Origin of the sequence: Shinella pollutisoli (assembly GCF_024609765.1) — a bacterium.
Lineage (GTDB): Bacteria > Pseudomonadota > Alphaproteobacteria > Rhizobiales > Rhizobiaceae > Shinella > Shinella pollutisoli.
The window spans coordinates 112,291-133,509 of the sequence record NZ_JANFDG010000009.1 but is presented as its reverse complement, the minus strand read 5'-3'; the positions used below and the strand labels follow the sequence as shown (position 1 = coordinate 133,509).

General features: G+C 69.1%; 20 protein-coding genes. 11 read left to right on the top strand and 9 right to left on the bottom strand.

The features are described 5' to 3' along the window. The first annotated feature begins 20 nt into the window (after positions 1-20). Positions 21-965 carry a LysR substrate-binding domain-containing protein gene (locus NNZ72_RS09800; protein ID WP_257315105.1) on the top strand — a complete coding sequence of 315 codons (945 nt, stop codon included), beginning with the start codon at positions 21-23 and terminating at the stop codon, positions 963-965. Here the strand turns inward: NNZ72_RS09800 and NNZ72_RS09795 are convergent. After that, on the bottom strand, positions 925-1,584 hold the full coding sequence (locus NNZ72_RS09795; RefSeq protein WP_257315104.1) for a glutathione S-transferase family protein: 660 nt from the start codon (positions 1,582-1,584) through the stop codon (positions 925-927). The genes NNZ72_RS09800 and NNZ72_RS09795 overlap by 41 nt on opposite strands. Positions 1,585-1,741: 157 nt before the next feature. On the opposite strand from NNZ72_RS09795, the gene NNZ72_RS09790 reads away from it, so the two are divergent. Together NNZ72_RS09790 and NNZ72_RS09785 are read left to right on the top strand one after the other, a co-directional pair. After that, positions 1,742-2,125, top strand: a complete 384-nt coding sequence (locus tag NNZ72_RS09790) for a hypothetical protein (protein ID WP_257315103.1) — start codon at positions 1,742-1,744, stop codon at positions 2,123-2,125. A gap of 75 nt (positions 2,126-2,200) precedes the next feature. Further along, positions 2,201-2,683, top strand: a complete 483-nt coding sequence (locus NNZ72_RS09785) for a copper chaperone PCu(A)C (protein WP_257315102.1) — start codon at positions 2,201-2,203, stop codon at positions 2,681-2,683. A gap of 1,233 nt (positions 2,684-3,916) precedes the next feature. Here NNZ72_RS09785 and NNZ72_RS09780 read toward each other — a convergent pair. Beyond that, positions 3,917-5,281, bottom strand: coding sequence for a TIGR03808 family TAT-translocated repetitive protein (locus NNZ72_RS09780; protein ID WP_257315101.1), 1,365 nt, complete (start codon positions 5,279-5,281; stop codon positions 3,917-3,919). 262 nt (positions 5,282-5,543) lie between these two features. Between NNZ72_RS09780 and NNZ72_RS09775 the strand changes: the two genes are divergently transcribed. The 4 genes from NNZ72_RS09775 to NNZ72_RS09760 all read left to right on the top strand — a co-directional run bounded on the left by NNZ72_RS09775 (position 5,544) and on the right by NNZ72_RS09760 (position 10,677). Then, the gene (locus tag NNZ72_RS09775; RefSeq protein WP_257315100.1) at positions 5,544-7,844 is read left to right on the top strand and encodes a putative bifunctional diguanylate cyclase/phosphodiesterase; all 2,301 of its coding nucleotides are present in this window, start codon (positions 5,544-5,546) and stop codon (positions 7,842-7,844) included. Positions 7,845-7,910: 66 nt separating this feature from the next. After that, positions 7,911-8,357: a MarR family winged helix-turn-helix transcriptional regulator gene (locus tag NNZ72_RS09770; protein WP_257315099.1), complete on the top strand. Its 447-nt coding sequence runs from the start codon at positions 7,911-7,913 to the stop codon at positions 8,355-8,357. 98 nt (positions 8,358-8,455) lie between these two features. Further along, positions 8,456-9,613, top strand: a complete 1,158-nt coding sequence (locus tag NNZ72_RS09765) for a calcium-binding protein (protein WP_257315098.1) — start codon at positions 8,456-8,458, stop codon at positions 9,611-9,613. A 53-nt stretch (positions 9,614-9,666) separates the two neighbouring features. Next, positions 9,667-10,677: a ligase-associated DNA damage response exonuclease gene (locus NNZ72_RS09760; RefSeq protein ID WP_257315135.1), complete on the top strand. Its 1,011-nt coding sequence runs from the start codon at positions 9,667-9,669 to the stop codon at positions 10,675-10,677. 8 nt (positions 10,678-10,685) lie between these two features. Here NNZ72_RS09760 and NNZ72_RS09755 read toward each other — a convergent pair whose 3' ends face one another. Continuing rightward, positions 10,686-11,045 (bottom strand): hypothetical protein, encoded by a 360-nt coding sequence (locus NNZ72_RS09755; protein WP_257315097.1) that lies wholly within the window; start codon positions 11,043-11,045, stop codon positions 10,686-10,688. A gap of 76 nt (positions 11,046-11,121) precedes the next feature. On the opposite strand from NNZ72_RS09755, the gene NNZ72_RS09750 reads away from it, so the two are divergent. Both NNZ72_RS09750 and NNZ72_RS09745 read left to right on the top strand, forming a co-directional pair. Beyond that, complete coding sequence (locus NNZ72_RS09750) at positions 11,122-12,738, top strand: cisplatin damage response ATP-dependent DNA ligase (RefSeq protein WP_257315096.1); 1,617 nt, start codon at positions 11,122-11,124, stop codon at positions 12,736-12,738. Positions 12,739-12,978: 240 nt separating this feature from the next. Beyond that, the gene (locus tag NNZ72_RS09745; RefSeq protein ID WP_257315095.1) at positions 12,979-13,752 is read left to right on the top strand and encodes a L,D-transpeptidase; all 774 of its coding nucleotides are present in this window, start codon (positions 12,979-12,981) and stop codon (positions 13,750-13,752) included. Positions 13,753-13,793: 41 nt separating this feature from the next. On the opposite strand, the gene NNZ72_RS09740 is transcribed toward NNZ72_RS09745, so the two are convergent. From NNZ72_RS09740 to NNZ72_RS09730, 3 genes are read right to left on the bottom strand one after another with little or no spacing between them, the layout of a single operon-like run. Further along, positions 13,794-14,171, bottom strand: a complete 378-nt coding sequence (locus tag NNZ72_RS09740; protein WP_257315094.1) for a response regulator — start codon at positions 14,169-14,171, stop codon at positions 13,794-13,796. Continuing rightward, a complete protein-coding gene (locus tag NNZ72_RS09735; protein WP_257315093.1) occupies positions 14,168-16,099 on the bottom strand; it encodes a sensor histidine kinase in 1,932 nt (643 codons plus the stop codon). Before NNZ72_RS09735 ends, NNZ72_RS09740 begins: the two co-directional genes overlap by 4 nt. Continuing rightward, positions 16,096-16,596 (bottom strand): MarR family winged helix-turn-helix transcriptional regulator, encoded by a 501-nt coding sequence (locus tag NNZ72_RS09730; RefSeq protein WP_257315092.1) that lies wholly within the window; start codon positions 16,594-16,596, stop codon positions 16,096-16,098. The genes NNZ72_RS09735 and NNZ72_RS09730 overlap by 4 nt, the downstream gene beginning before the upstream one ends. Before the next feature lie 114 nt (positions 16,597-16,710). Here NNZ72_RS09730 and NNZ72_RS09725 point away from each other — a divergent pair, with 114 nt between their 5' ends. Further along, a complete protein-coding gene (locus tag NNZ72_RS09725) occupies positions 16,711-17,133 on the top strand; it encodes an organic hydroperoxide resistance protein (protein WP_257315091.1) in 423 nt (140 codons plus the stop codon). Positions 17,134-17,370: 237 nt separating this feature from the next. Here the strand turns inward: NNZ72_RS09725 and NNZ72_RS09720 are convergent, their stop codons facing one another. Continuing rightward, positions 17,371-18,927, bottom strand: a complete 1,557-nt coding sequence (locus tag NNZ72_RS09720; protein WP_257315134.1) for a helicase HerA-like C-terminal domain-containing protein — start codon at positions 18,925-18,927, stop codon at positions 17,371-17,373. Between the two features lie 239 nt (positions 18,928-19,166). Between NNZ72_RS09720 and NNZ72_RS09715 the strand changes: the two genes are divergently transcribed. Further along, positions 19,167-19,556 carry a hypothetical protein gene (locus tag NNZ72_RS09715; protein WP_257315090.1) on the top strand — a complete coding sequence of 130 codons (390 nt, stop codon included), beginning with the start codon at positions 19,167-19,169 and terminating at the stop codon, positions 19,554-19,556. A 180-nt stretch (positions 19,557-19,736) separates the two neighbouring features. Here NNZ72_RS09715 and tam read toward each other — a convergent pair whose 3' ends face one another. Further along, complete coding sequence (tam, locus tag NNZ72_RS09710) at positions 19,737-20,510, bottom strand: trans-aconitate 2-methyltransferase (RefSeq protein WP_257315089.1); 774 nt, start codon at positions 20,508-20,510, stop codon at positions 19,737-19,739. Position 20,511: 1 nt separating this feature from the next. Next, positions 20,512-21,162 carry a haloacid dehalogenase type II gene (locus NNZ72_RS09705; protein ID WP_257315088.1) on the bottom strand — a complete coding sequence of 217 codons (651 nt, stop codon included), beginning with the start codon at positions 21,160-21,162 and terminating at the stop codon, positions 20,512-20,514. Positions 21,163-21,219 lie beyond the last annotated feature (57 nt).

Sequence of the window (21,219 nt, the reverse complement as noted above, 5' to 3'; positions counted from 1 at the left end):
GAGAAGTTTAGAAAATCTATATGCGCAACCTGAATGTCGTCCATCTCAACGGCCTGCGCGCGCTGGAGGCGGTGGGCCGGCTCGGCTCGCTGCAGGCGGCCGCCGACGAGCTCGGCGTGACGGCCGGCGCGGTCAGCCAGCAGGTGATCCGCGCGGAGGAGCAGCTCGGCCGGGCGATCTTCGAGCGGCTGCCGCGCGGCATGCAGCCGACGGCCTTCGGCGCGCCGTTCCTCGCCCGCCTCTCCGCCGCCTTCCGCGAATTGTCGGAGGCCGTCGCCACGGCGCAGCGCCGCGACGACGCGATCCTGACGATCTCGGTGGCGCCGATCTTCGCCTCGCGCTGGCTGATCCACCGCATCGACCGCTTCAGCGCCGCGCACCCGGACATCGGCCTGCGCATCGAGGCGACGACGCGGCTCGTCGACCTTGCCCGCTCGGACGTCGACCTCGCCATCCGCGTCGGCCCGGGCGGCTGGCCGGGGGTGACGGCGGAGTTCTTCATGCCGCAGGTGATGTTCCCGGTCTGCGCCCCGGCGCTGGCGGAGGCGATCCGCACGCCTGGGGACCTCTCCGCCCAGCCCGCCGTGGTCGACGGCAACGACGCCTTCACCTGGGAGCGCTGGCTTGCGGCGGCCGGCTTCGACGTCGCCCCGCCGAAGGTCCGCCACGTCTTCTCCGACGCCTCGCTCTGCCTCGATGCGGCGCTCGCCGGCCAGGGCGTGCTGCTCGCCTGGCCGGTGCTCGCCTCCTGGGCGCTGAAGGAGGGCCGGCTGGTCGCGCCCTTCCCGATCCGCGTCGAGACGGGCATGGGCTATTATTTCGTCACCGCCCCGGGCGTGCCGGAGCCGCGCAAGGTCGCCGTCTTCAAGGACTGGGTGCGCCGCACGATCGAGGCGGAGGAGGGTGGCGGCTTCGCCGGCCGGGTCATTCCGGCTCGGAAAGCCGCTTCTCCATCATCGCCCTGAAGGCCGGGCGCGCCTGGCAGTTCTCGAGCCAGGCCTTGACGTTCGGAGCGGCGTCGAAGAGGTCCTTTTGGCTCATCGCGTAGCGGAAGATCTCCGCGAGGTTGAGGTCGGCCACGGTGAAGCGGTCGCCGACGACGTGGCCGGTGGCGGCGAGATGGTCGTCGAGCCGCCGGAAGGCCTTCTTCAGCGCCTTGTTCGCCGCGCGGATGGCGAGCCGCCCGGCCTCGCTCTCGGCCGCGCGCGCGTCGTGGGCGAGCACGATCTTCACGGCGTGCGGCTCCACCTCCGTCGCCGCCCAGAAGGTCCATTGCAGCATCTCCGCCTCCTCCGTCAGCGTGCGGCCGGCGAGCGGCCCGCCGTGCTTGCGGGCGAGGTAGAGGTTGATCGCCAGCGACTCGGTCATGACGAAGCCGCCGTCGTCGATGCAGGGGACGAGGCCGGTCGGGTTGACGGCGAGGAAATCGGGCGACTGCGTGTTGAGCGGTGCGCCGGCGGCCTGCGGGTCGTCGACGCGGCGCGCCTGGATCACCGGCACGGAGACGAAGGGCAGGCCGAGCTCGCCGGCGAGCCAGTAGGTGCGCGAGGCGCGGGAGCGATAGACGCCGTAGATGGTGAGCATGGGGGTCCTCCTTGGATGCGCCACCATAGGCGGTGGACCGCCGGCGGGGTAGGGGACGGCGCTGATCGGTCGATCAATTGTCGTGATGGCGCCGCACCGTTTTGCCGCATTGACGCGGGCCCCGGTCTCGGCGAAAAAACAGGCGAAAGGACGACCGATGGCACGACCGGCGACATCCTGGGCCTTGATGCTGCGCATCCTCTGCGCGGTCGCGCTCCTGTCCGTCGGCCTCGCCCACGAGCCCGTCTCCGCCGCGCCGACGCTCGTCGACCTGGCCGCCTACACGCTGCCGGACGGCACGATCCCCGACATCTGCATCGACGACATGGTCGACGGCAAGGAGAAGATCCACAGGCCCGACGGGGCCTGCGAGGCCTGCCGCATCGGCGGCGCCATGCTGCTGCCGCTGCCCGCCGCGCCGCACGGACTGCCGGCGCTCGTCCGGGAGGCCGCCGCGCGCCCGCGCGCCGGCCCCGTCCTCTCCGCCCGGCACGAACGGCCGGGTGCGGCGCCGCGCGCGCCGCCGGCGCTCGCCGCCTGATTTTCTCTCCTCAGTGCAATTCCATGCGCCGCGCCCCCGCGGCCGGCGCGAAAAGGTCCCGAAAGGACAAGAGCCATGAACCGCATCCTCACCGCGCTTGCCGCCCTCGCGCTCTCCGCCACCGCCGTGCTCGCCCAGGACTATTCGGCCGGCAGCCTCGACATCCACCGTCCCGTCTCGCGGGCGACACTGCCCGGCCAGCCGGTCGGCGGCGGCTTCCTGACCGTCACCAACAAGGGGACGGAGGCCGACCGGCTCGTCTCCATCGCCGCGCCCTCCGTCTCCGACGACGTGCAGCTGCACGAGATGGCCGTCGCCGACGGCGTCATGACCATGCGGCCCTTGAAGGACGGCATCGAGATCCCGGCCGGCGCCACCGTCGAGCTGAAGCCCGGCGGCCTGCACGTCATGTTCATGGCGATCAAGCAGCCCTTCAAGGAGGGCGAGGCGATCCCGGCGACGCTCACCTTCGAGAAGGCCGGCGCCGTCGACGTCGAGTTCAAGGTCGAGGCGATGAAGCCCGCCGCCGCCGGCCACGGCGAGGCCGGGCACGAGTAGGGGGCAGGCCAGAGGGGGGTGAACTCCTTGCCCGAAAGGGATGGATGAGGGAGCGGCGCGGAACGCACGCCCCCTCATCCACCGCGGCGCCGACCCGTTCGGGCAGGAAGGGCCGGCGCATCCGCTTGCGGCACGCTCTCCTTCTCCCCAGCGGGGAGAAGGCGGCCCGAAGGGCCGGATGAGGGGGTGGGCGCTTGCGCCTTCGGCTCCCCCTCATCCGCCTGCCGGCACCTTCTCCCCGCCGGGGAGAAGGGATTTGCCACATCGTCTTCCCGAACCGTCACCGTTCCGCGGGGCAAGTCCCCTCTCCCCGCTCGCGGAGAGAGGGTTAGGGTGAGGGGCAAAACCGCATGCGCAATTGCCCGTTGGCAGGAAGGATGGATGAGGGAGCGGCGCGGAACGCACGCCCCCTCATCCACCGCGGCGCCGACCCGTTCGGGCAGGAAGGGCCGGCGCATCCGCTTGCGGCACGCTCTCCTTCTCCCCAGCGGGGAGAAGGCGGCCCGAAGGGCCGGATGAGGGGGTGGGCGCTTGCGCCTTCGGCTCCCCCTCATCCGCCTGCCGGCACCTTCTCCCCGCCGGGGAGAAGGGATTTGCCACATCGTCTTCCCGAACCGTCACCGTTCCGCGGGGCAAGTCCCCTCTCCCCGCTCGCGGAGAGAGGGTTAGGGTGAGGGGCAAAACCGCATGCGCAATTGCCCGTTGGCAGGAAGGATGGATGAGGGAGCGGCGCGGAACGCACGCCCCCTCATCCACCGCGGCGCCGGCCCGTTCGGGCAGGAAGGGTCGGCGCATCCGCTTGCGGCACGCTCTCCTTCTCCCCGGCGGGGAGAAGGTGGCCCGAAGGGCCGGATGAGGGGATAGGCGCTTGCGCCTTCGGCTCCCCCTCATCCGCCTGCCGGCACCTTTTCCCCGCAAGCGGGGAGAAGGGATTTGCCGCATCGTCTTCCCGAACCGTCACCGTTCCGCGGGGTAAGTCCCCTCTCCCCGCTCGCGGGGAGAGGGTTAGGGTGAGGGGCAAAACCGCATATGCAATTGCCCGTTGGCAGGAGGATGGATGAGGGAGCGACGCGGAACGCACGCCCCCTCATCCACCGCGGCGCCGGCCCGTTCGGGCAGGAAGGGTCGGCGCATCCGCTTGCGGCACGCTCCTTCTCCCCGCTGGGAGAAGGAGAGAGCCGGACCGGCTCGATGCCCATATGACCTTCCCCGGCGAGGGGAGGCGGCACCGCATCAGCCGGTCCTGTTCCTCTCGATCGTCAGGTGCGCATGCGCCCCGCCGTCCTCGGCAAGCTCGCCCGTCGCCCGCTCGTTCCAGCGGTAGCCGACGATCGCGCCCTCGGGCGTGTCGGCGAAGACGTTGCCGGAGATCAGCGCCGGACCGGCCTCCTCCACCACCGTCACGGCGCAGCCGACCGGTGAGCCGCGCACCAGGTTGCCGCTGACGGCGAGCCCGCGCATGTAGGGTCCCCAGCCGAGCATCAGCCCCCATTTCGGCGCGTTCTCGATCGTGTTGCCGGTGACGACCGTGTCGGCCTCCACGGCGATGCCGAAGCCGAAGCCCGCGCCGTCGTGCACGTAGGGGCCTTCGAGCCGGAGGTTGCGCACCACGTTGCCCGTCACCGCCGCAAGCCGCCCGCCCGCGTCGAAATTGACGATCAGGATGCCGTTCGCCGCCCCGTCGATCAGGTTGCCGCTGACGACGGCGCCGGTGAAGCCGAATTCGGAGTAGATCGCCGTCTCGCCGCTGTCGAGGCAGGTGTTGCCGGAAATCTGCACGTTCGAGCCGGCGTTGGCGCGCACGGCCGAGAAGGCGCAGCCGGAGACGTGGTTGTTCGTCACCATCACGTCGTCGGCGCGGAAGACGTTGATGCCGTTGCCGTATTCGCCGGTGCCGCCGCGCGTGGCGAAGATGCGGGCGACGCGGTTGCCGGTAACGATCGTGCCGTCGCGGCCCTTCTGCCAGCGGTGGACGAGGATGCCGCCGTTGCCGCAGTCGTGGACGTGGTTGGCGGCGACGGAGAGGTCGCGGCTCTCGACGGCGTAGAGGCCGTAGTCGGCGGCGCCCGAGATGCGGTTCCTCTCGATCCGCCCGCCGCAGCGTTCGAGGCTGAGCGCTGTCTTCGACGACCCGAGGATCTCGCAGTTCTCGATCACCGCCTCGGCGACGCCGGAAAGGTGCACGAGGCCTTCCACGCTGTCGCCCAGCCAGCGGTTCGCCCCGTCGATGACGAGGTTGGAGAGCTCGACGCGCGTGAGCCCGTCGCCGGCGAAGAGATGGCCGTCGCCGCCGTAGAGGATGCGCGTCGCGCCGGCGACCCCGGTGATGCGCACCTTGTCCGGCAGCGTCACGTTGGAGACGGTGTAGTCGCCGGGCGGCAGGAAGACCGGCATGTTCTTCGCCGCCGCCTGCGCGAGCAGCCTGGAGAAGGCCTTGCTCTTGCGGTCGTCGGCGCCGGGGCGCACGCCGTGCGCCGCCGCGTCGATGCTGCCGCGCAGGTCGACGTCGACGACCGGCAGGCGCTGCGTGCGGGCGAGCGCCGGGGCGGAAAGGCCGCCGAGGCCGAGGGCGGAGAGGAATAACCGTCTGCTAACCATGAAAGGCTCCTTGGTCAGCCGGTGAGCAGGAATCGTGCCAGCCGGTCGCGTGCCGGAATGGCACATCCGCGGGAAAGCATTCCGGCCGCGCGGGCGGCTGCACGCCGCGGTTGCCCTTCCCTGCCGCGGAGGCGGGGCTTGCGGCGGTTCCGCCGTTGACCTTTTAGGGTTGGATAACGACTTTAGGTATAGGATGCGCCGTTGCGGGTAGAGGAGAGGGCGCCTCGGCCCCTTGTGCTGCGTTCCGGGAGTTGCGCCATCCATGCCGACGAAGCCGTCCCATTCTGGCAATGACGAGGTCCACTCGGCCTTGCAGCTGGCTGCCGCCGGCCGGCGGCTGGCCGAGGAGGCCGCCCGCCTGCTGCCGCTGGCCGCCGCCGGGAACGAGCGGGCGCTGCGCCTCGAGGCGATGATCAACGAGGTGCCGGACTACCTCTACTTCAAGGACCGCGACAGCCGCTTCGTCGTCGCCAACCGGGCGATCACCGAGGACAACCGCCGCGAGGGGCTGGAGAGCCTGGAGGGCCGGACCGATTTCGACATGCACCCGGAGGCGGTGGCGCGCGGCTTCTACGAGACCGAGCAGGAGATCATGCGCACCGGCGTGCCGATGATCGACATGGAGGAGCAGATCCGCGATTGCCGCGGCAACATGAAGTGGATGCTCACCTCCAAGCTGCCGATCCGCGGCGAGGACGGCACGGTGATCGGCATCGTCGGGATCGCCCGCGACATCACCGAGCGCAAGCGCTCCGAGAGCCTGCATGTCGGCCAGGCCAGGCTCCTGAAGATGATCGCGCTCGGCGAGCCGCTGACGGAGGTCTTCACCGCGCTGATCCTGATGATCGAGGCGCACATCCCGGGCGTCTTCGGCTCGATCCTGCTGCTTGCCGCCGACGGCCGCCATATCGTCAACGGCGCGGCGCCCAACCTCGACCCGGCCTACAGCCGGCTGATCGACGGGGTCGAGATCGGTCCCTGCGTCGGCTCCTGCGGCACCGCCATGTGGCGCGGCGAGCCGGTCATCGTCTCCGACATCCAGACCGACCCGCTCTGGGAGGGCATCCGCGAGTGCGTCGTCCCCTACGGCTACCGCGCCTGCTGGTCGGCGCCGATCCGCTCCTACCAGGGCAAGGTGCTCGGCTCCTTCGCGCTCTATTCCTGCACGCCCGGCGAGCCGTCGGCCGAATGCCGCAAGCTCGTCGGCATGGCGACCCACATCGCCGGCATCGCCATCGAGCGCAAGCAGGCCGAGGACCACATCCAGTTCATCGCCCATCACGACGTGCTGACCGGCCTTCCCAACCGCGCGATGCTGGACGAGCGCGTGGCGTCCGCCATCGAGGCGGCGGACGATGCCGGCGGCACGATGACGCTCGCCTTCCTCGACCTCGACAATTTCAAGCTGGTCAACGACAGCCTCGGCCACCATGCCGGCGACGAGCTCCTGCGCATCGTCGCCGCGCGCATGCAGCGCTGCCTGCTTGCGGCCGACAGCGTCGTGCGCCTCGGCGGCGACGAGTTCGTCGTGCTGCTCGCCGACGCGGGCGAGGGGCAGCCGCCGGTGGAGGCGCGGCTGAAGGCGGTGCGCGACGCCGTCGCCGCCCCCGTGGAGATCGAGGGCCGCTCCTTCCAGGTGACCTGCAGCATGGGGGTCGCCGCCTATCCCGCCCACGGCCGCAACGCCACCGAGCTGATGGCGCGCGCCGATGCCGCCATGTACCGCGCCAAGGAGATCGGCCGCGACGCCGTGCAGGTCTTCTGCGCCGAGATGGCGACGCGCGCGCACGAGAAGCTGGAGCGCCAGGAGGAGCTGCGCCAGGCGCTCGCCCGCGAGGAGTTCGTGCTGCACTACCAGCCGCAGATGGACCTCGGCACCGGCCGCATCTTCGCCGCGGAGGCGCTGGTGCGCTGGCTCCACCCCGAGCGCGGCCTGCTGTCGCCCGGCGAGTTCATCCCGCTTGCCGAGGAGACCGGGCTGATCGGCCCGATCGGCGACTGGACGCTACGCGCCGCCTGCCGCCAGAACAGGGCCTGGCAGGCGGCGGGGCTTTCGCCCATCGTCGTCAGCGTCAACGTCTCGGCCCGCCAGTTCCAGGAGAAGGACTGGGTGGAGCGGGTGGCCGCGGCACTCGCCGAAAGCGGGCTGGAGGCGTGCTACCTGGAGCTGGAGCTCACCGAGAGCCTGATCATGCAGGACGTGCAGCAGGCCGTCGAGACCATGCACCGGCTCGAACGGCTCGGCGTCCACCTCGCCATCGACGATTTCGGCACCGGCTATTCGAGCCTCTCCTCGCTGAAGCGCTTCCCCGTCGGCCGGCTGAAGATCGACCGTTCCTTCGTGATGGACCTGCCGGGCGACCCGGACGACGCGGCGATCGCCCGCGCCATCGTCTCGCTCGCCCATACGCTGCAGCTGCGCGTCATCGCCGAGGGCGTCGAGAGCCGCGAGCAGCTGGAGTTCCTGCGCGAGGCCGGCTGCGACGAGATCCAGGGCTACTACCTGAGCCGGCCCGTCGAGCCGCGGGCGCTCGAGGCGCTGCTGCGCATCCCCTCCCTTTGAGCGCCTGAGCGCCGCCTGCGGCATTGCGGCGCTTGACATCGTTACGTTGATATCAACAGTAGCACTATGACGGACGAAGCCCTGATTCCCTACGAGACCACGCTGTTCGTGCGCGACCATTGCCTGTGCCTGCACGTGCAGCGCGCGGCGCGCGCGCTCGCGCGGCGCTTCGACGAGGCGCTGCGCCCGCTCGGCCTCACCAACGGCCAGTTCTCGCTGCTGATGGCGCTGAACCGGCCCGCGCCGCCGCCGATGGGGCCGGTCGCCGCCGTCCTCGCCATGGACCGCACCACGCTGACGGCGGCGCTGAAGCCGCTCGAACGGCGCGGCCTCGTCGTCGTCGAGCCCGACCCGCGCGACCGCCGCGGCCGCCTGCTGCGCCTGACGGCGGAGGGCCGGCGCCTGCTTTCCGAGGCGCTTCCCGTCTGGACGGCGACGCATGCCGCCGTCGACGCCGACCTCGCCGCCTTCGACATCGAGGCGCTGCGCGCCGGGCTGCGCGCGCTCGGCTGACCCCTCCCGCGCCGGACGGCAAGGTAAGCCGCGGCAGTTTCTCCTTGCGCGGGCTGGTTCTATATGGTCAATTCCAAGAACAACCGAGGGAGATTGCCATGGTGACGTATACTGCCAAGGGAACTTGGCACATTTCAAATTCTCCATTTACTTTTGATTATTTCGACGGCGGAAAATCCTATATCCGCACGCAGACGAAGTTCAAGGTCGCCTACAAGAGCGGCTACAAGGTCGAGTTCCTGGGCAAGAACTTCAAGTACGGAAGCGACGGCTTCGCGAAGGGGAGCAGCAATTCGACAGATTACGTCTCCACCTGGAAGAAGACCGACGGCGGCTCCGGCGGATTGACCATCACCGGCCTGAAGGTGAAGCTGAGCGACTTCGCGAAGGCGGAAAAGACCAAGACGACGGCCGACGACCACAAGGTCTGGATCTCGCTGTTCAAGGGAAACGACACGTTCAAGGGCGGCGACAGCACCAAGAGCAACGACTATATTCTCGGCTATGACGGCAACGACCGGATCTACGGCAACCGCGGCGACGACTACCTCGACGGCGGCAAGGGGAAGGACACGGTCTACGGCGGCGCCGGCAAGGACTGGGTCCTCGGCGCCTCCGGCAACGACAAGCTCTACGGCGGATCGGGCGCCGACACGCTGCACGGCGGCTCGGGCGACGACAGGCTCTACGGCGGCTCCGGTGCCGACGTCCTCGACGGCGGCAGAGGCAACGACCGGCTGACGGGCGAGGCCGGCAACGACGACCTCTCCGGCCGCGAGGGCAACGACACCCTGCGCGGCGGTGCCGGCAACGACTATCTCTTCGGCGATTCCGGCAAGGACGTCCTCTACGGCGATTCCGGAAACGACAGTCTCGACGGCGGCTCCGGCAACGACAGGCTCTACGGCGGAACGGGGCAGGACCAGCTGACCGGCGGCGCCGGCGCCGACCGCTTCATCTTCACGTCGATCAAGGATTCGAGGCCCTCGGCGCCGGACAGCATCCTGGATTTCAGCCACGCGCAGGGCGACAAGATCGACCTCCGCGCGATCGACGCCGACACGACGAAGCGCGGCGACCAGGCGTTCAAGATGATCGGCAACAGCGCCTTCAGCAAGAAGGCGGGAGAGCTGCTCACCGAGACGGACGGCTTCGGCGTCACCACCATTTCCGGCGACGTCAACGGCGACGGCAAGGCCGACTTCGCCTTCAAGATCAAGTTCGACTCCCTCGGCAGCGGCGATTTCCTGCTGTAGGCGATCGCGCGAGCCCCCTGGCAGACGGCGCCGGAACGCCTATGTTTCACGCCATGAAGCCGGACCAGCTCCTCCATCCCGCCCCCGCCGGGCTCTATTGCCCGGCCGGGGATTTCCATGTCGACCCGGTGCGGCCCGTCGCCCGAGCGCTGATCACGCACGGCCATTCGGACCATGCCCGCGCCGGCCACGGCGCGGTGCTGGCGACGCGCGAGACGCTGGACATCATGGCGATCCGCTACGGCGCGGATTTCTGCGGCACGGCGCAGGCCGCCGCCTTCGGCGAGCGCATCGACCTTGCCGGCGTCACCGTCTCCTTCCATCCGGCCGGCCACGTGCTCGGCTCGGCGCAGATCGCGGTGGAGAAGGGGGGCCTGCGCATCGTCGTCTCCGGCGACTACAAGCGCGCGGCCGACCCGACCGCCGCCGCCTTCGAGCCGGTCGCCTGCGACGTCTTCATCACCGAGGCGACCTTCGGCCTGCCGGTCTTCCACCATCCCGAGCCGAAGGCGGAGATGGGCAGGCTCCTCACCTCGCTCGCGCAGTTCCCCGAGCGCAGCCACCTTGTCGGCGCCTATTCGCTCGGCAAGGCGCAGCGGGTGATCCGGCTCCTGCGCGACTGCGGCTACGACGCGCCGGTCTATATCCACGGCTCGCTCGCGCGGCTCTGCGACTACTATGTCTCGCAGGGCATCGGCCTCGGCGACCTGCGCCCCGCCACGACGGAGACGATGCGGCCCGCCGATTTCCGCGGCGCCGTCGTCGTCGGCCCGCCGTCGGCCTTCGCCGACCGCTGGGCGCGCCGTTTCAACGAGCCGCTCGTCGCCTTCGCCTCGGGCTGGATGATGGTGCGCCAGCGGGCGAAGCAGGGCGGCGTCGAGCTGCCGCTGGTCATCTCCGACCATTGCGACTGGCCCGAGCTCACCGCGACGATCCGCGAGCTCGCGCCCGAGCAGGTCTGGGTCACGCACGGCCGCGAGGAGGCGCTGGTGCGCTGGTGCACGCTCAACGACATCCCGGCAAGGCCGCTGCACCTCGTCGGCTACGAGGACGAGGGGGATTGATGCGCCATCTATTGCCTTGTTTTCCAAACATACTCATACGAAAGACCGCTTATGCTGCCTTTTTTAACGCGGGCCATAAGGCCTTCATCTTTCACGCTAGATGCGACAACGGCGATATCGTATGCTTTAAGATATGGTTGGCCTTTTGTTTCACCATTTTCATGTTTTTGACAGACTTTTACGGTTGCAATGTACTTAGTGCCGATAGGGAAAATCTCGCGTAATTGTCTGGGAAATTCAACTTTCGTTTCACGAGAGAACTGCGAAATTGGTCGGACACGTGGGCGACTAACATTGGCATCTCGACAGGTCTCTAACTCTACATTACCAAAAAATTTCCCCACTAAACTTTGAATATTTGATGGCATCGCCCTAACTCCAAGCTGATATTCGTAGCGTAAACTTGCGCTTTAAAAGTAGCAAGCCGGGTTTGAGAGCCTCTACATGAAACCCTTCGCCGCCCTCCTCGACCGCCTCGTCCTCACCCCCTCGCGCAACGGCAAGCTCAAGCTCCTCGCCGACTATTTCCGCTCGACCCCCGATCCCGACCGCGGCTACGGCCTTGCCGCCATCGCCGGCACGCTCGACCTCACGAGCGTCAAGCCGGCGCTCTTGCGCGACCTCGTGCTGGAGCGCATGGACGCCGAGCTGTTCCGCTATTCCTACGACTATGTCGGCGACCTCGCCGAGACGATCGCGCTCGTCTGGGACCAGGAGCGCGAGGCGCTGCCGGCCGATGCCGGGGAGCCCCGCCTCGGCGCCGTCGTCGCCCGCATGAACGCGCTCGGCCGCACCGAGGTGCGCGCCGCCGTGCGCGATCTCCTCGACCGGCTCGATCCCTCCGCCCGCTTCGCCTTCATCAAGCTCGCGACCGGCGGGCTTCGCATCGGCGTCTCGGCGCGGCTCGCCCGCCAGGCGCTCGCCGATGCCTTCGGCCGCGACATCGGCGAGATCGAGACGCTCTGGCACGGGCTGGCGCCGCCCTACGAGCCGCTGTTCGCATGGCTGGAGGGGAGAAGCGACCGCCCCGTCCTGGCGACGCCGGCGATCTTCCATTCCGTCATGCTCGCCAATCCGGTGGGCGAGGGCGATCTCGACGCGCTCGATCCCGCCGATTTCGCGGCCGAATGGAAATGGGACGGCATCCGCGTGCAGCTTTCGTCGGCCGGCGGCACGCGGCGGCTCTATTCGCGCTCCGGCGACGACATCTCCGCCGCCTTCCCGGACGTGATCGCGGCGATGGCCTTCGAGGGCGTCGTCGACGGCGAGCTGCTGGTCGGCGGCACGGCGCGGTCCAACAGCCCGACGCGCAGCTTCTCCGACCTGCAGCAGCGCCTGAACCGCAAGACGGTGACGCCGCGCATGCTCGCCGACTATCCGGCCTTCGTGCGCGCCTACGACCTGCTGTTTGCCGGCGAGCGCGACGTGCGGGCGGAGACCTTCGTCGAGCGCCGCGCCCGCCTCGCCGCCCTCGTCGACGCGGCGCCGCACGACCGCTTCGACCTCTCGCCGCTCGTGCCCTTCGCGTCGTGGAGCGAGCTCGACCGCCTGCGCTGCGAGCCGCCCGACCCGGTGATCGAGGGCGTGATGATCAAGCGCCTCGACAGCGCCTACCAGGCGGGAAGGCTCAAGGGCCCGTGGTTCAAGTGGAAGCGCGATCCCCATACGATCGACGCGGTGATGATGTATGCCCAGCGCGGCCACGGCAAGCGCTCCGGCTACTATTCCGACTTCACCTTCGGCGTGTGGACCGAGGGACCGGAGGGCGAGGTGCTGGTGCCGGTCGGCAAGGCTTATTTCGGCTTCACCGACGCCGAGCTCGACGTGCTCGACCGGTACGTCCGCAACAACACGGTGGAGCGCTTCGGCCCGGTGCGGGCCGTACGCGCCGAGCCCGGCTTCGGCTTCGTGCTGGAGGTGGCCTTCGAGGGCATCGCCCGCTCGGGCCGCCACAAGTCGGGGGTGGCGATGCGCTTTCCCCGCATCGCCCGCCTGCGCGCCGACAAGCGCCCCGCCGACGCCGACCGGCTGGAAACCTTGATGGCGCTGATCGACGGATGATTGCCCCTCGTCCGGCCGCCGCCCGCACCGGCTTGCCGATATCGGGAAACCTTTGCCTCTCGCCCCGTCGCCCCGCCCGCGGGAAGAAGGTCCCGGCAGGAGGATGCGGGGCCGCGGCGTGGCGCGCAAGCCACAGACCAGCCGCATTCGTCATAAATGCGGCAGGGTTACGGACCTATTGACGGTTTCGTTAGTTCCTCCCGCCACAATGACGTCCAGAAAACCGGGTTCCACAGGTTCATGACCGATACTTCCGCGCTTTCCCGCCGCCGCTTCCTGCAAGTGTCCGGGCTCGCCCTGGCAGGGGGGCTCGCCGGCTGCACCTCCTCGATGAACACAGACCGTTTCCGCCGCGAGACGGCGCCCTATTTCCGCAACACGGCGATCGAGGGCCGGCCGGAGGAGCTCGACATCCGCTACCGCGACGGCCTCGCCCGCCAGCCGACGGGCCTGCTGCCGGATTCCTCCTACTACGCCTCGATCTATGCCGAGCGCATCGACGGCGGCCACCGCATCCCGGCCGTGCCCTACCAGCAGATCGACGCGCGCTACTACCGCCAGGAGGTCGACAGCCCCTTCGCCGAGCGGCCGGGCACGATCATCGTCGACACCGGCAACCGCTTCCTCTACCTCATCCTGCCGAACGGCCGGGCGATGCGCTACGGCGTCGGCATCGGCCGGCAGGGCTTCTCCTGGTCCGGCCGCGGCGTCATCCAGTGGAAGCAGGCCTGGCCGCGCTGGACGCCGCCCGATTCGATGGTCGCCCGCCAGCCGGAGCTGGTCAGATATTCCGCCGCCAACGGCGGCATGGCGCCGGGCATCGACAACCCGCTCGGCGCGCGCGCGCTCTACATCTTCCAGAACGGCGAGGACACGCTCTACCGCCTGCACGGCACGCCGGAATGGCGCTCGATCGGCAAGGCCGTCTCCTCGGGCTGCGTGCGCCTGCTCAACCAGGACGTCATCGACCTCTACGAGCGCGTGCCCGGCAAGGCGCCGGTGCTGGTGATCTGAGGCGGGGCAGAGGGGGGTATTGGCGTGCGCGCCGCCGTCCGTCACCCGTCCAGCAGCTCCGCCATCACCCGCAGGTGCTGCGCCGTCAGCGGCTTCTCGAAATAGCTCTTGACGAAGGCGTATTGCAGGGCGCGCTCGCGGTCCTTGCCGAGATGCGAGCTCGTCAGCATGGCGACGACGGGGGCGTGCTCCTCGAATTCGGCGGCGTAGCGGTCGAGGAACTCGAAGCCGTTCATCACCGGCATGTTGATGTCGAGGATGATGGCGTCGGGCGTCTCGGCGCGCAGGATGTCGAGCGCCTCGGCGCCGTCGAAGGCCTTGAGGATGCGGATGTCCGGATCGAACCGGCGGATCGTGTACTCGCAGATGAACTGATCGTTCTCGTCGTCGTCCACGACGAGGATCGAACCGAGTGTCATTGCCCCTCTCCCTCCGGCAGCTCGATGGCGAACCGGCTGCCTTTCTCCCGTGCCTCGTAGAGCGCGGTGCCGCCCATGCCCTCCGCGGTCTTGCGCAATATGTAAAGGCCGAGCCCGCTTCCGAACGACCGGTTCGGGTGCAGCCGCTTGAACATCTGGAAGAGCAGGTGGCGGCTTGCGGGCGGAACGCCGAGGCCATTGTCCTCCACCGATATCCGCACCTTGCCGGCCCGCCGGTCGGCGCGGATGTCGATCCTCGGCTGCGCCTCCTGCGGGTCGTGGTACTTGACCGCGTTGGACAGCATGTTGCCGATGGCGACGTGGAATTTCGACGGCTTGGCGACAATTGTCAATTCGTCCGCGACGTGATTCTCGATGGCGATGTGCTGCACGTCGTCGAGGTGGGAGAGCGCGTCGATCGCCTCGGCGACGGCGGCGCGGACGGCGATCGGCTCGGCGTCCTCCTCCATCAGCCGGTTGCGCGTCAGCGTGATGATGTTCTGGATCAGGTGGTCGAGACGGCGGAAGTTGCGCTCCATCCGGCCGAGCGTCTGCTCGAGCGCCGCCGTCTCCCCGTCGGCCAGCATCTCGCGCGCGATGGTGAGGAGGCCGAGCGAGGAGGCGATCGGCGAGCGCAGGTCGTGCGAGGTGCGGTAGGCGAATTCCTCGAGCTCCGCATTGGCCTCCAGCAGCGCCGTCTCGGAGCGCTTGCGCTCGGAGATGTCGCGCACGATGCCGGAATAGGCGACCGTCCGGCCGAGGTCGAGCTTCGCGACGGCGAGGTCGAGCGGGAAGACCGAGCCGTCCCGGCGCCGGCCCTCCGCCTCGCGGCCCTGGCCGATGATGCGGGCCTCGCCGGTCTCCCGGTAATGGGCGAGATAGCCGTCATGCGCGCTGTGATAGGGCTCGGGCATCAGCATCTTGACGTTGCGGCCGATCATCTCGTCCGGCCGGTAGCCGAAGATGCGCGTGCAGGCGGGATTGACAGACTGGATGGTGCCGCGTCCGTCGATGGTGATGATGCCGTCGACGGCGTTGTCGATGATGGCGGAGAGCCGCGCGCGGTTCTCGGCGAGGTCGGCCGCCATGCGCCGCGCCTTGCGGGCGGAATGGAAGAGATGGGCGACGAGCGCGCAATAGAGCGTGCCGGAGATCAGCACCAGCGAGGAGAGCGTGCCGTGCGGCCCGCTGGTGGAGAAGGTGAGGCCGAAGGCCGCCTCGAAGCGGTAGAGCTCGCGATAGGTCATGGCGAGCAGGATCAGGTAGGTCGCGACCCCGAGGAGGGCTGCGAGCGCCGTGCGCGGATAGCCGGCCTCGCGCGTGTCGGCGAAGATCAGCGCCGCGCCGACGAGCGCGAAGCAGCTCGCGCTCTGCGGCGACATGCGCGTGAAGGCGATCCAGTCGTGCGCGAAGTCGAGCGCGATCGCATAGCCGAGGAGGGCGGCGGCGGCGATGGTGAAGGCGGCGAAGCCGAGCGCGATCTGGGGCAGGCTGCCCTCGCCGCGAAGGGCGCGCACGGCGACGGCGGCGCCGACCAGCATGAAGCAGAGCGCCGTGTTGGGGGCGATGCGCCCCGGCACGCTGGTGCCGATGTCGACGAAGGGCGTGTGCAGCAGCGTGTCGATGCCGACGTCGATGCGCAAGAGGTGCTGCGACAGCGCCAGCGCGCCGTAGAGGACGACCGGCGCCATCATCAGCGCCGGCACCCGCCGGTATCCCCGCCGGATCAGCAGGAGGGCCGCGCCGACGACGGTGAAGGCGAGCGCGGCGTTGAACTTCATGCCGAAGAAGCCGGGATGGCGCGCGGCGAGACCCGCCGGCTCGGCGAGCCAGACGGCCATCATGCCGAGGCCGACGGCGATGCACCAGAGACCGGCGGCGGTCGCCAGCCGGCGCCACGGCCACGGCGCGCCCGGCGACAGGCTCATGCGGCGCCCTCCGCGGCGTCCGCCTCTTGCCCGGCGCGCAGGTTGGCGGTGAGCCGCTGCAGCGTCGAATTGAGCTCCTCCAGCGCGGCGAGCGAACAGCCCGAGGCCCGGCCGATCTCCATGCGGATGGCGCCGGCCTCCTCCTGCATGGCGCGGCCCTTGCCCGTCAGCGTCACGATGACCTGCCGCTCGTCGGCGCGGTCGCGCGCGCGGCGGATGTAGCCGCTCGCCTCCAGCCGCTTGAGGAGCGGCGAGAGCGTGCCGGAATCGAGCCCCAGCGCCGCGCCGAGCGCCTTGACCGTACGCCCGTCCTCCTCCCACAGCGACAGCAGTACGAGATATTGCGGATAGGTGAGGCCGTAGGGGTCGAGCAGCGGCTTGTAGGTTCGGTTGAAGGCGTGCGCGGCGGAATAGACGGCGAAACAGAGCTGCCGGTCGAGCGCCAGCGCGTCGGGGGGAAGGGGATCGGGATGCGTGTTCGGCGGTCTGTCGGTCATGGTTTATTGTCGCAGGGAACGGACGGACGTGCAATTTGCAAAATCATATTGTGCGCAATCTAATTTTGCGCTATTAATGACCCATCGTCAACGGAAGCAAGGAAGGAAACGATCATGCCCATTCTCTACAGGACCAAGGCTTCGGCCACCGGCGGCCGTGCCGGCCACGGCGCGAGCGAGGACGGCGCCGTCGACGTGACGCTCACCGTACCGAAGGAACTCGGCGGCGATGGGGCACGCGGCACCAATCCCGAGCAGCTTTTCGGCGTCGGCTATTCCGCCTGCTTCCTCGGCGCGCTGAAGTTCGTCGCGGGCAAGGAGAAGGTGAAGATCCCGGACGAGGCGAAGGTGACGGCGACCGTCGGCATCGGCCCGCGCGAGGACGGCGGCGGCTTCGGCATCGAGGCCGCGCTGGAGGTTTCCGTCCCCGGCGTCGACAAGGCCGTGGTCGAGGACCTCGTCAGGAAGGCCCACGTCGTCTGCCCCTACAGCCACGCCACCCGCGGCAACCTCGACGTGAAGACGACGGTGGTCTGAGCTTTCCGAGCACGCCTTCTGCCCCTCACCCTAACCCTCTCCCCGCAAGCGGGGAGAGGGGACCTGTCCCACGCAAGCGCTGAAGATTGAGGAAAACCGAGCCTCGCGCTTCCTTCTCCCCGCAGCCAAGGAGAAGGTGGCCGGCAGGCCGGATGAGGGGCTTGGCATCCCTTTGCAACAGCCTTGCCCGTGAAGGGGGAAGGCCCGGCAGGCCGGAGGGTGCGGGCGAAGGCCAGCCTACCGCCGCAGGCTCCCCAGAATCCCCCGAACCAGCGCCCGTCCGAGCGACGAGGCGACGCTGCGGGCGACGGACTTCATCGCCGCCTCCGCCACCGTCTCGCGCTGGTAGCCGGAGCGGCCGCCGGCCTTCGCCGCGGGCTTGGCGGCAGGCTCGTCGCCGAAGCCGGGCAGCGTCCAGCGGCTGCCGCCGGAGGGCTCGTCGGCGGCGGCGTCGGCTTCCGCCTTTTCCCGCTCGGCGGCTTCCGCCGCCTTCCTCGCCCGCTCCGTCAGGATCTCGTAGGCCGATTCGCGGTCGAAATCCTCGTCGTAGAGGCCGGCGACGGGGCTCACCGCCATGATCTTCTGCCGCTCGGCATCGGTTACCGGGCCGAGCCGCGACGACGGCGGGCGGACCAGCGTGCGCTCCACCATCGACGGCGCGCCCTTGCCCTCCAGCGTCGAGACCAGCGCCTCGCCGGTGCCGAGCTGGGTGATGACGGTGGCGCAGTCGAAATCCGGGTTAGGGCGGAACGTGTCGGCCGCCGTCCTCACCGCCTTCTGCTCGCGCGGCGTATAGGCGCGCAGCGCGTGCTGCACGCGGTTGCCGAGCTGGGCGAGCACGGTCTCCGGCACGTCGAGCGGGTTCTGCGTGACGAAATAGACGCCGACGCCCTTGGAGCGGATGAGCCGCACCACCTGCTCGACGCGCTCGATCAGCACCTTCGGCGCGTCGTTGAAGAGCAGATGCGCCTCGTCGAAGAAGAAGACGAGCTTCGGCTTCTCCGGGTCGCCCACCTCCGGCAGCACCTCGAACAGCTCCGACAGCATCCATAGCAGGAAGGTGCCGTAGAGGCGCGGGTTCATCATCAGCTTGTCGGCGGCGAGCACCGAGATCGCCCCGCGCCCGTCGTTGGTCGTGCGCATGATGTCGGAGATCTTCAGCGCCGGCTCGCCGAAGAACTGCGCGGCCCCCTGCTGCTCGAGGATCAGGAGCTCGCGCTGGATCGAGCCGACCGAGGCCTTGGAGATGAAGCCGAACTGGTTGGAGAGCTGCGTGGCGTTCTCGCCCATGTAGGTCAGCAGCGCCTGGAAGTCCTTGAGGTCGAGCAGCGGCAGGCCGCCCTGGTCGGCGATCTTGAAGGCGATGTTGATCACGCCCTCCTGCGCGTCGGTGGCGTTCATCAGCCGCGAGAGCAGCAGCGGCCCCATCTCGGAGATGGTGGTGCGCACGCGGTGGCCCTTCTCGCCGTAGAGGTCCCAGAAGATCACCGGGAATTCCTGGAAGTCGTAGGGCTCGAGCCCGATCTCGCTCGCGCGCTTCAGGAGGAAGTCCTTCGGCTCGCCCATCGCGCCGATGCCGGAGAGGTCGCCCTTCACGTCGGCACAGAACACCGGCACGCCGGCGTTGGAGAAGCCTTCGGCGAGGATCTGCAGCGTCACCGTCTTGCCGGTGCCGGTGGCGCCGGTGACGAGGCCGTGGCGGTTGCCGAACTTCAGGTCGAGATATTCGCCCTTGTTCGGGCTGTCGTCCGGCTTTCGGCTGGTGCCGATATAGAGCTTGCCGTCCTGAAGCATCGATTCCGCCACGCTGAAACTCCCTGGTCCCTGTTGGTCCGCCCGCGGGCAGGACGGATCGCCGCGCCCGCGAGGTTTTCGTTGAATCGTCCCAGTGAGGTTATAAGGATAGTCCGGCACGGGAACAACACGCTTTGCGGGCGATCCGTCCGGCGGTCCCGCCCCCTCGATTCTTCCGGCTTGAACGGGCCGGAGAACTTTCTTACCGTGACGTCAATCTGCATATCCAGGAGGATTCCATGAACGAACTCGTCACCCGTGTCGCCGACGCCGTCGGCATCGAGCCGGCGCTTGCGGAGAAGGCCATGGGCATGATGCTCGGCTTCCTCCAGCGCGAGGCGGCCGATGGCCCCGTGGCAAAGATGATCGAGGCCATCCCCGGCGCCTCCGAGCTGGTCGCCAAGTACAACGGCGAAGGCCAGGGCGAGGGGCTGCTCGGCGGCCTCCTCGGCGCGCTCGGCGGCGGCGGCGTGATGGGCCTCGGCCAGCAGCTGATGAGCCAGGGCCTCGGCATGGGCGAGATCGGCGGTCTCGCCAAGCAGACCATCGCGATCGCCCGCGAGCACGCCGGCGACGAGGTGGTGGACGAGGTGGTGAACTCCGTCCCCGGCCTCAGCCAGTTCATCTGAGGGGCGGGCGGAGCCGACGTGTCGTCTTGCCCCTCACCCTAACCCTCTCCCCGCAAGCGGGGAGAGGGGACGTGCCCTGCGAAACGGTCATGATGAGGGAAAGCGATGCGGCAAATCACCTTCTCCCCGCTTGCGGGGAGAAGGTGGCCGGCAGGCCGGATGAGGGGCAATCGCTCTCCATCACCCCTTCACGGCGAGAATGAACAGCCGCGGGAAGCGCAACAGCCGCCGTCCGTCCGCCATCGGCGGATAGGCCGCGGCGATACGGCCTTCGTAGTCGGCGAGGAAATCGGCATGGACCGCCGGCGAGATCCGGTCGAGATAGGGCCGGAGCCCCGTTGCGCGCACCCAGTCGACGATCGCCGCCGCATCCGCCATCGGATGGTTGTAGACCGTGTGCCAGACGTCGAGGCGCGCGGCCCTCGGCCCGAGCGCGTCGAAATAGGCGGCCGGCGGCGGCAGCGGCTTTCGCCGCGGCGTGCCGTCGGCGAAAGCCTGCCGCCACGGGCCGACGACGGCGCTCTCCTCCATCAGCAGGTGCGAGGGCTCGGCGAGATTGTCCGGCATCTGCACGGCGAGCACGCCGCCCGGCCGCAAGCCGTCCATCATGCGCGAGAGATGGCCCATATGGTCCGGCAGCCACTGGAACGAGGCGTTGGCGAAGAGCAGCGCCGCCGGCTCGTGCGGGCTCCAGCGCCCGAGGTCGCAGTCGACGAAATCGATGCCGGGCAGCCTTGCCCGCGCCGCCTTCAGCATGTCGGGGGCATTGTCGACGCCGCGCACGCCGCGGCCGGGGAAGCGCTTCGCCAGCAGTTCCGTCGAGTTGCCCGGCCCGCAGCCGAGGTCGTAGACGGTGCCGGCGACGAGGTCGGCCGGCACCTGGGCGAGGAGGTCGCGGGCCGGCCGCGTCCGCTCGTCCTCGAAGGCCAGGTAGCGCGCGGCGGACCAGGCCATGTCAGAGGCTTTCGAGCGAGGGCAGGATCAGCGAGGGCTTCAGGTCCGGATATTCGTCCGGCAGGCCGGCGCGGTTGATCCAGACCGTGCGGAAGCCGAACCTCGTCGCCCCCGCCACGTCCCAGCGGTTGGAGGACTGGAAGGAGACGACGTCCGGATAGAGCCGGTAGGCCGTCGTCACGAGGTCGTAGACGGCGGGCGCGGTCTTGTAGGTCCGGAGCGCGTCGACGGAGAAGATGTCGTCGATGACGGTGCCGAGCGCGGCATTGTCGACGGCCGAGCGCAGCATGTCCGGCGAGCCGTTGGAGAGGATCGCCACATGCGCGCCGCGCCCCTTCAGCGCCTTCAGCACCGCCGGCACCTCGGGGTAGCAGTCGAGCTTCCAGTAGGCGTCGAGCAGCTTCTGCCGGAGCGTCGGGTCGACGCCGCCGATGCGCTCCAGCGTGTAGTCGAGCGCCTGCTCGGTGAGCTGCCAGAAGTCCGCATAGGCCCCCATCAGCGCCCGCGTCCAGGAATATTCGAGCTGCTTGGCCCGCCACATCTCGGAGACGCGCTGGTAGTCCGGCCCGACGTCGCCCGCGTGCCGGCGCACGGCGGCGTGCACGTCGAACAGGGTGCCGTAGGCGTCGAAGACATAGGCGGCATGGGACACGGTCGGGGAATCCTTCGGAATGCGCTGCGAAAACAGCGCATTGGTGGTCAAGGACGG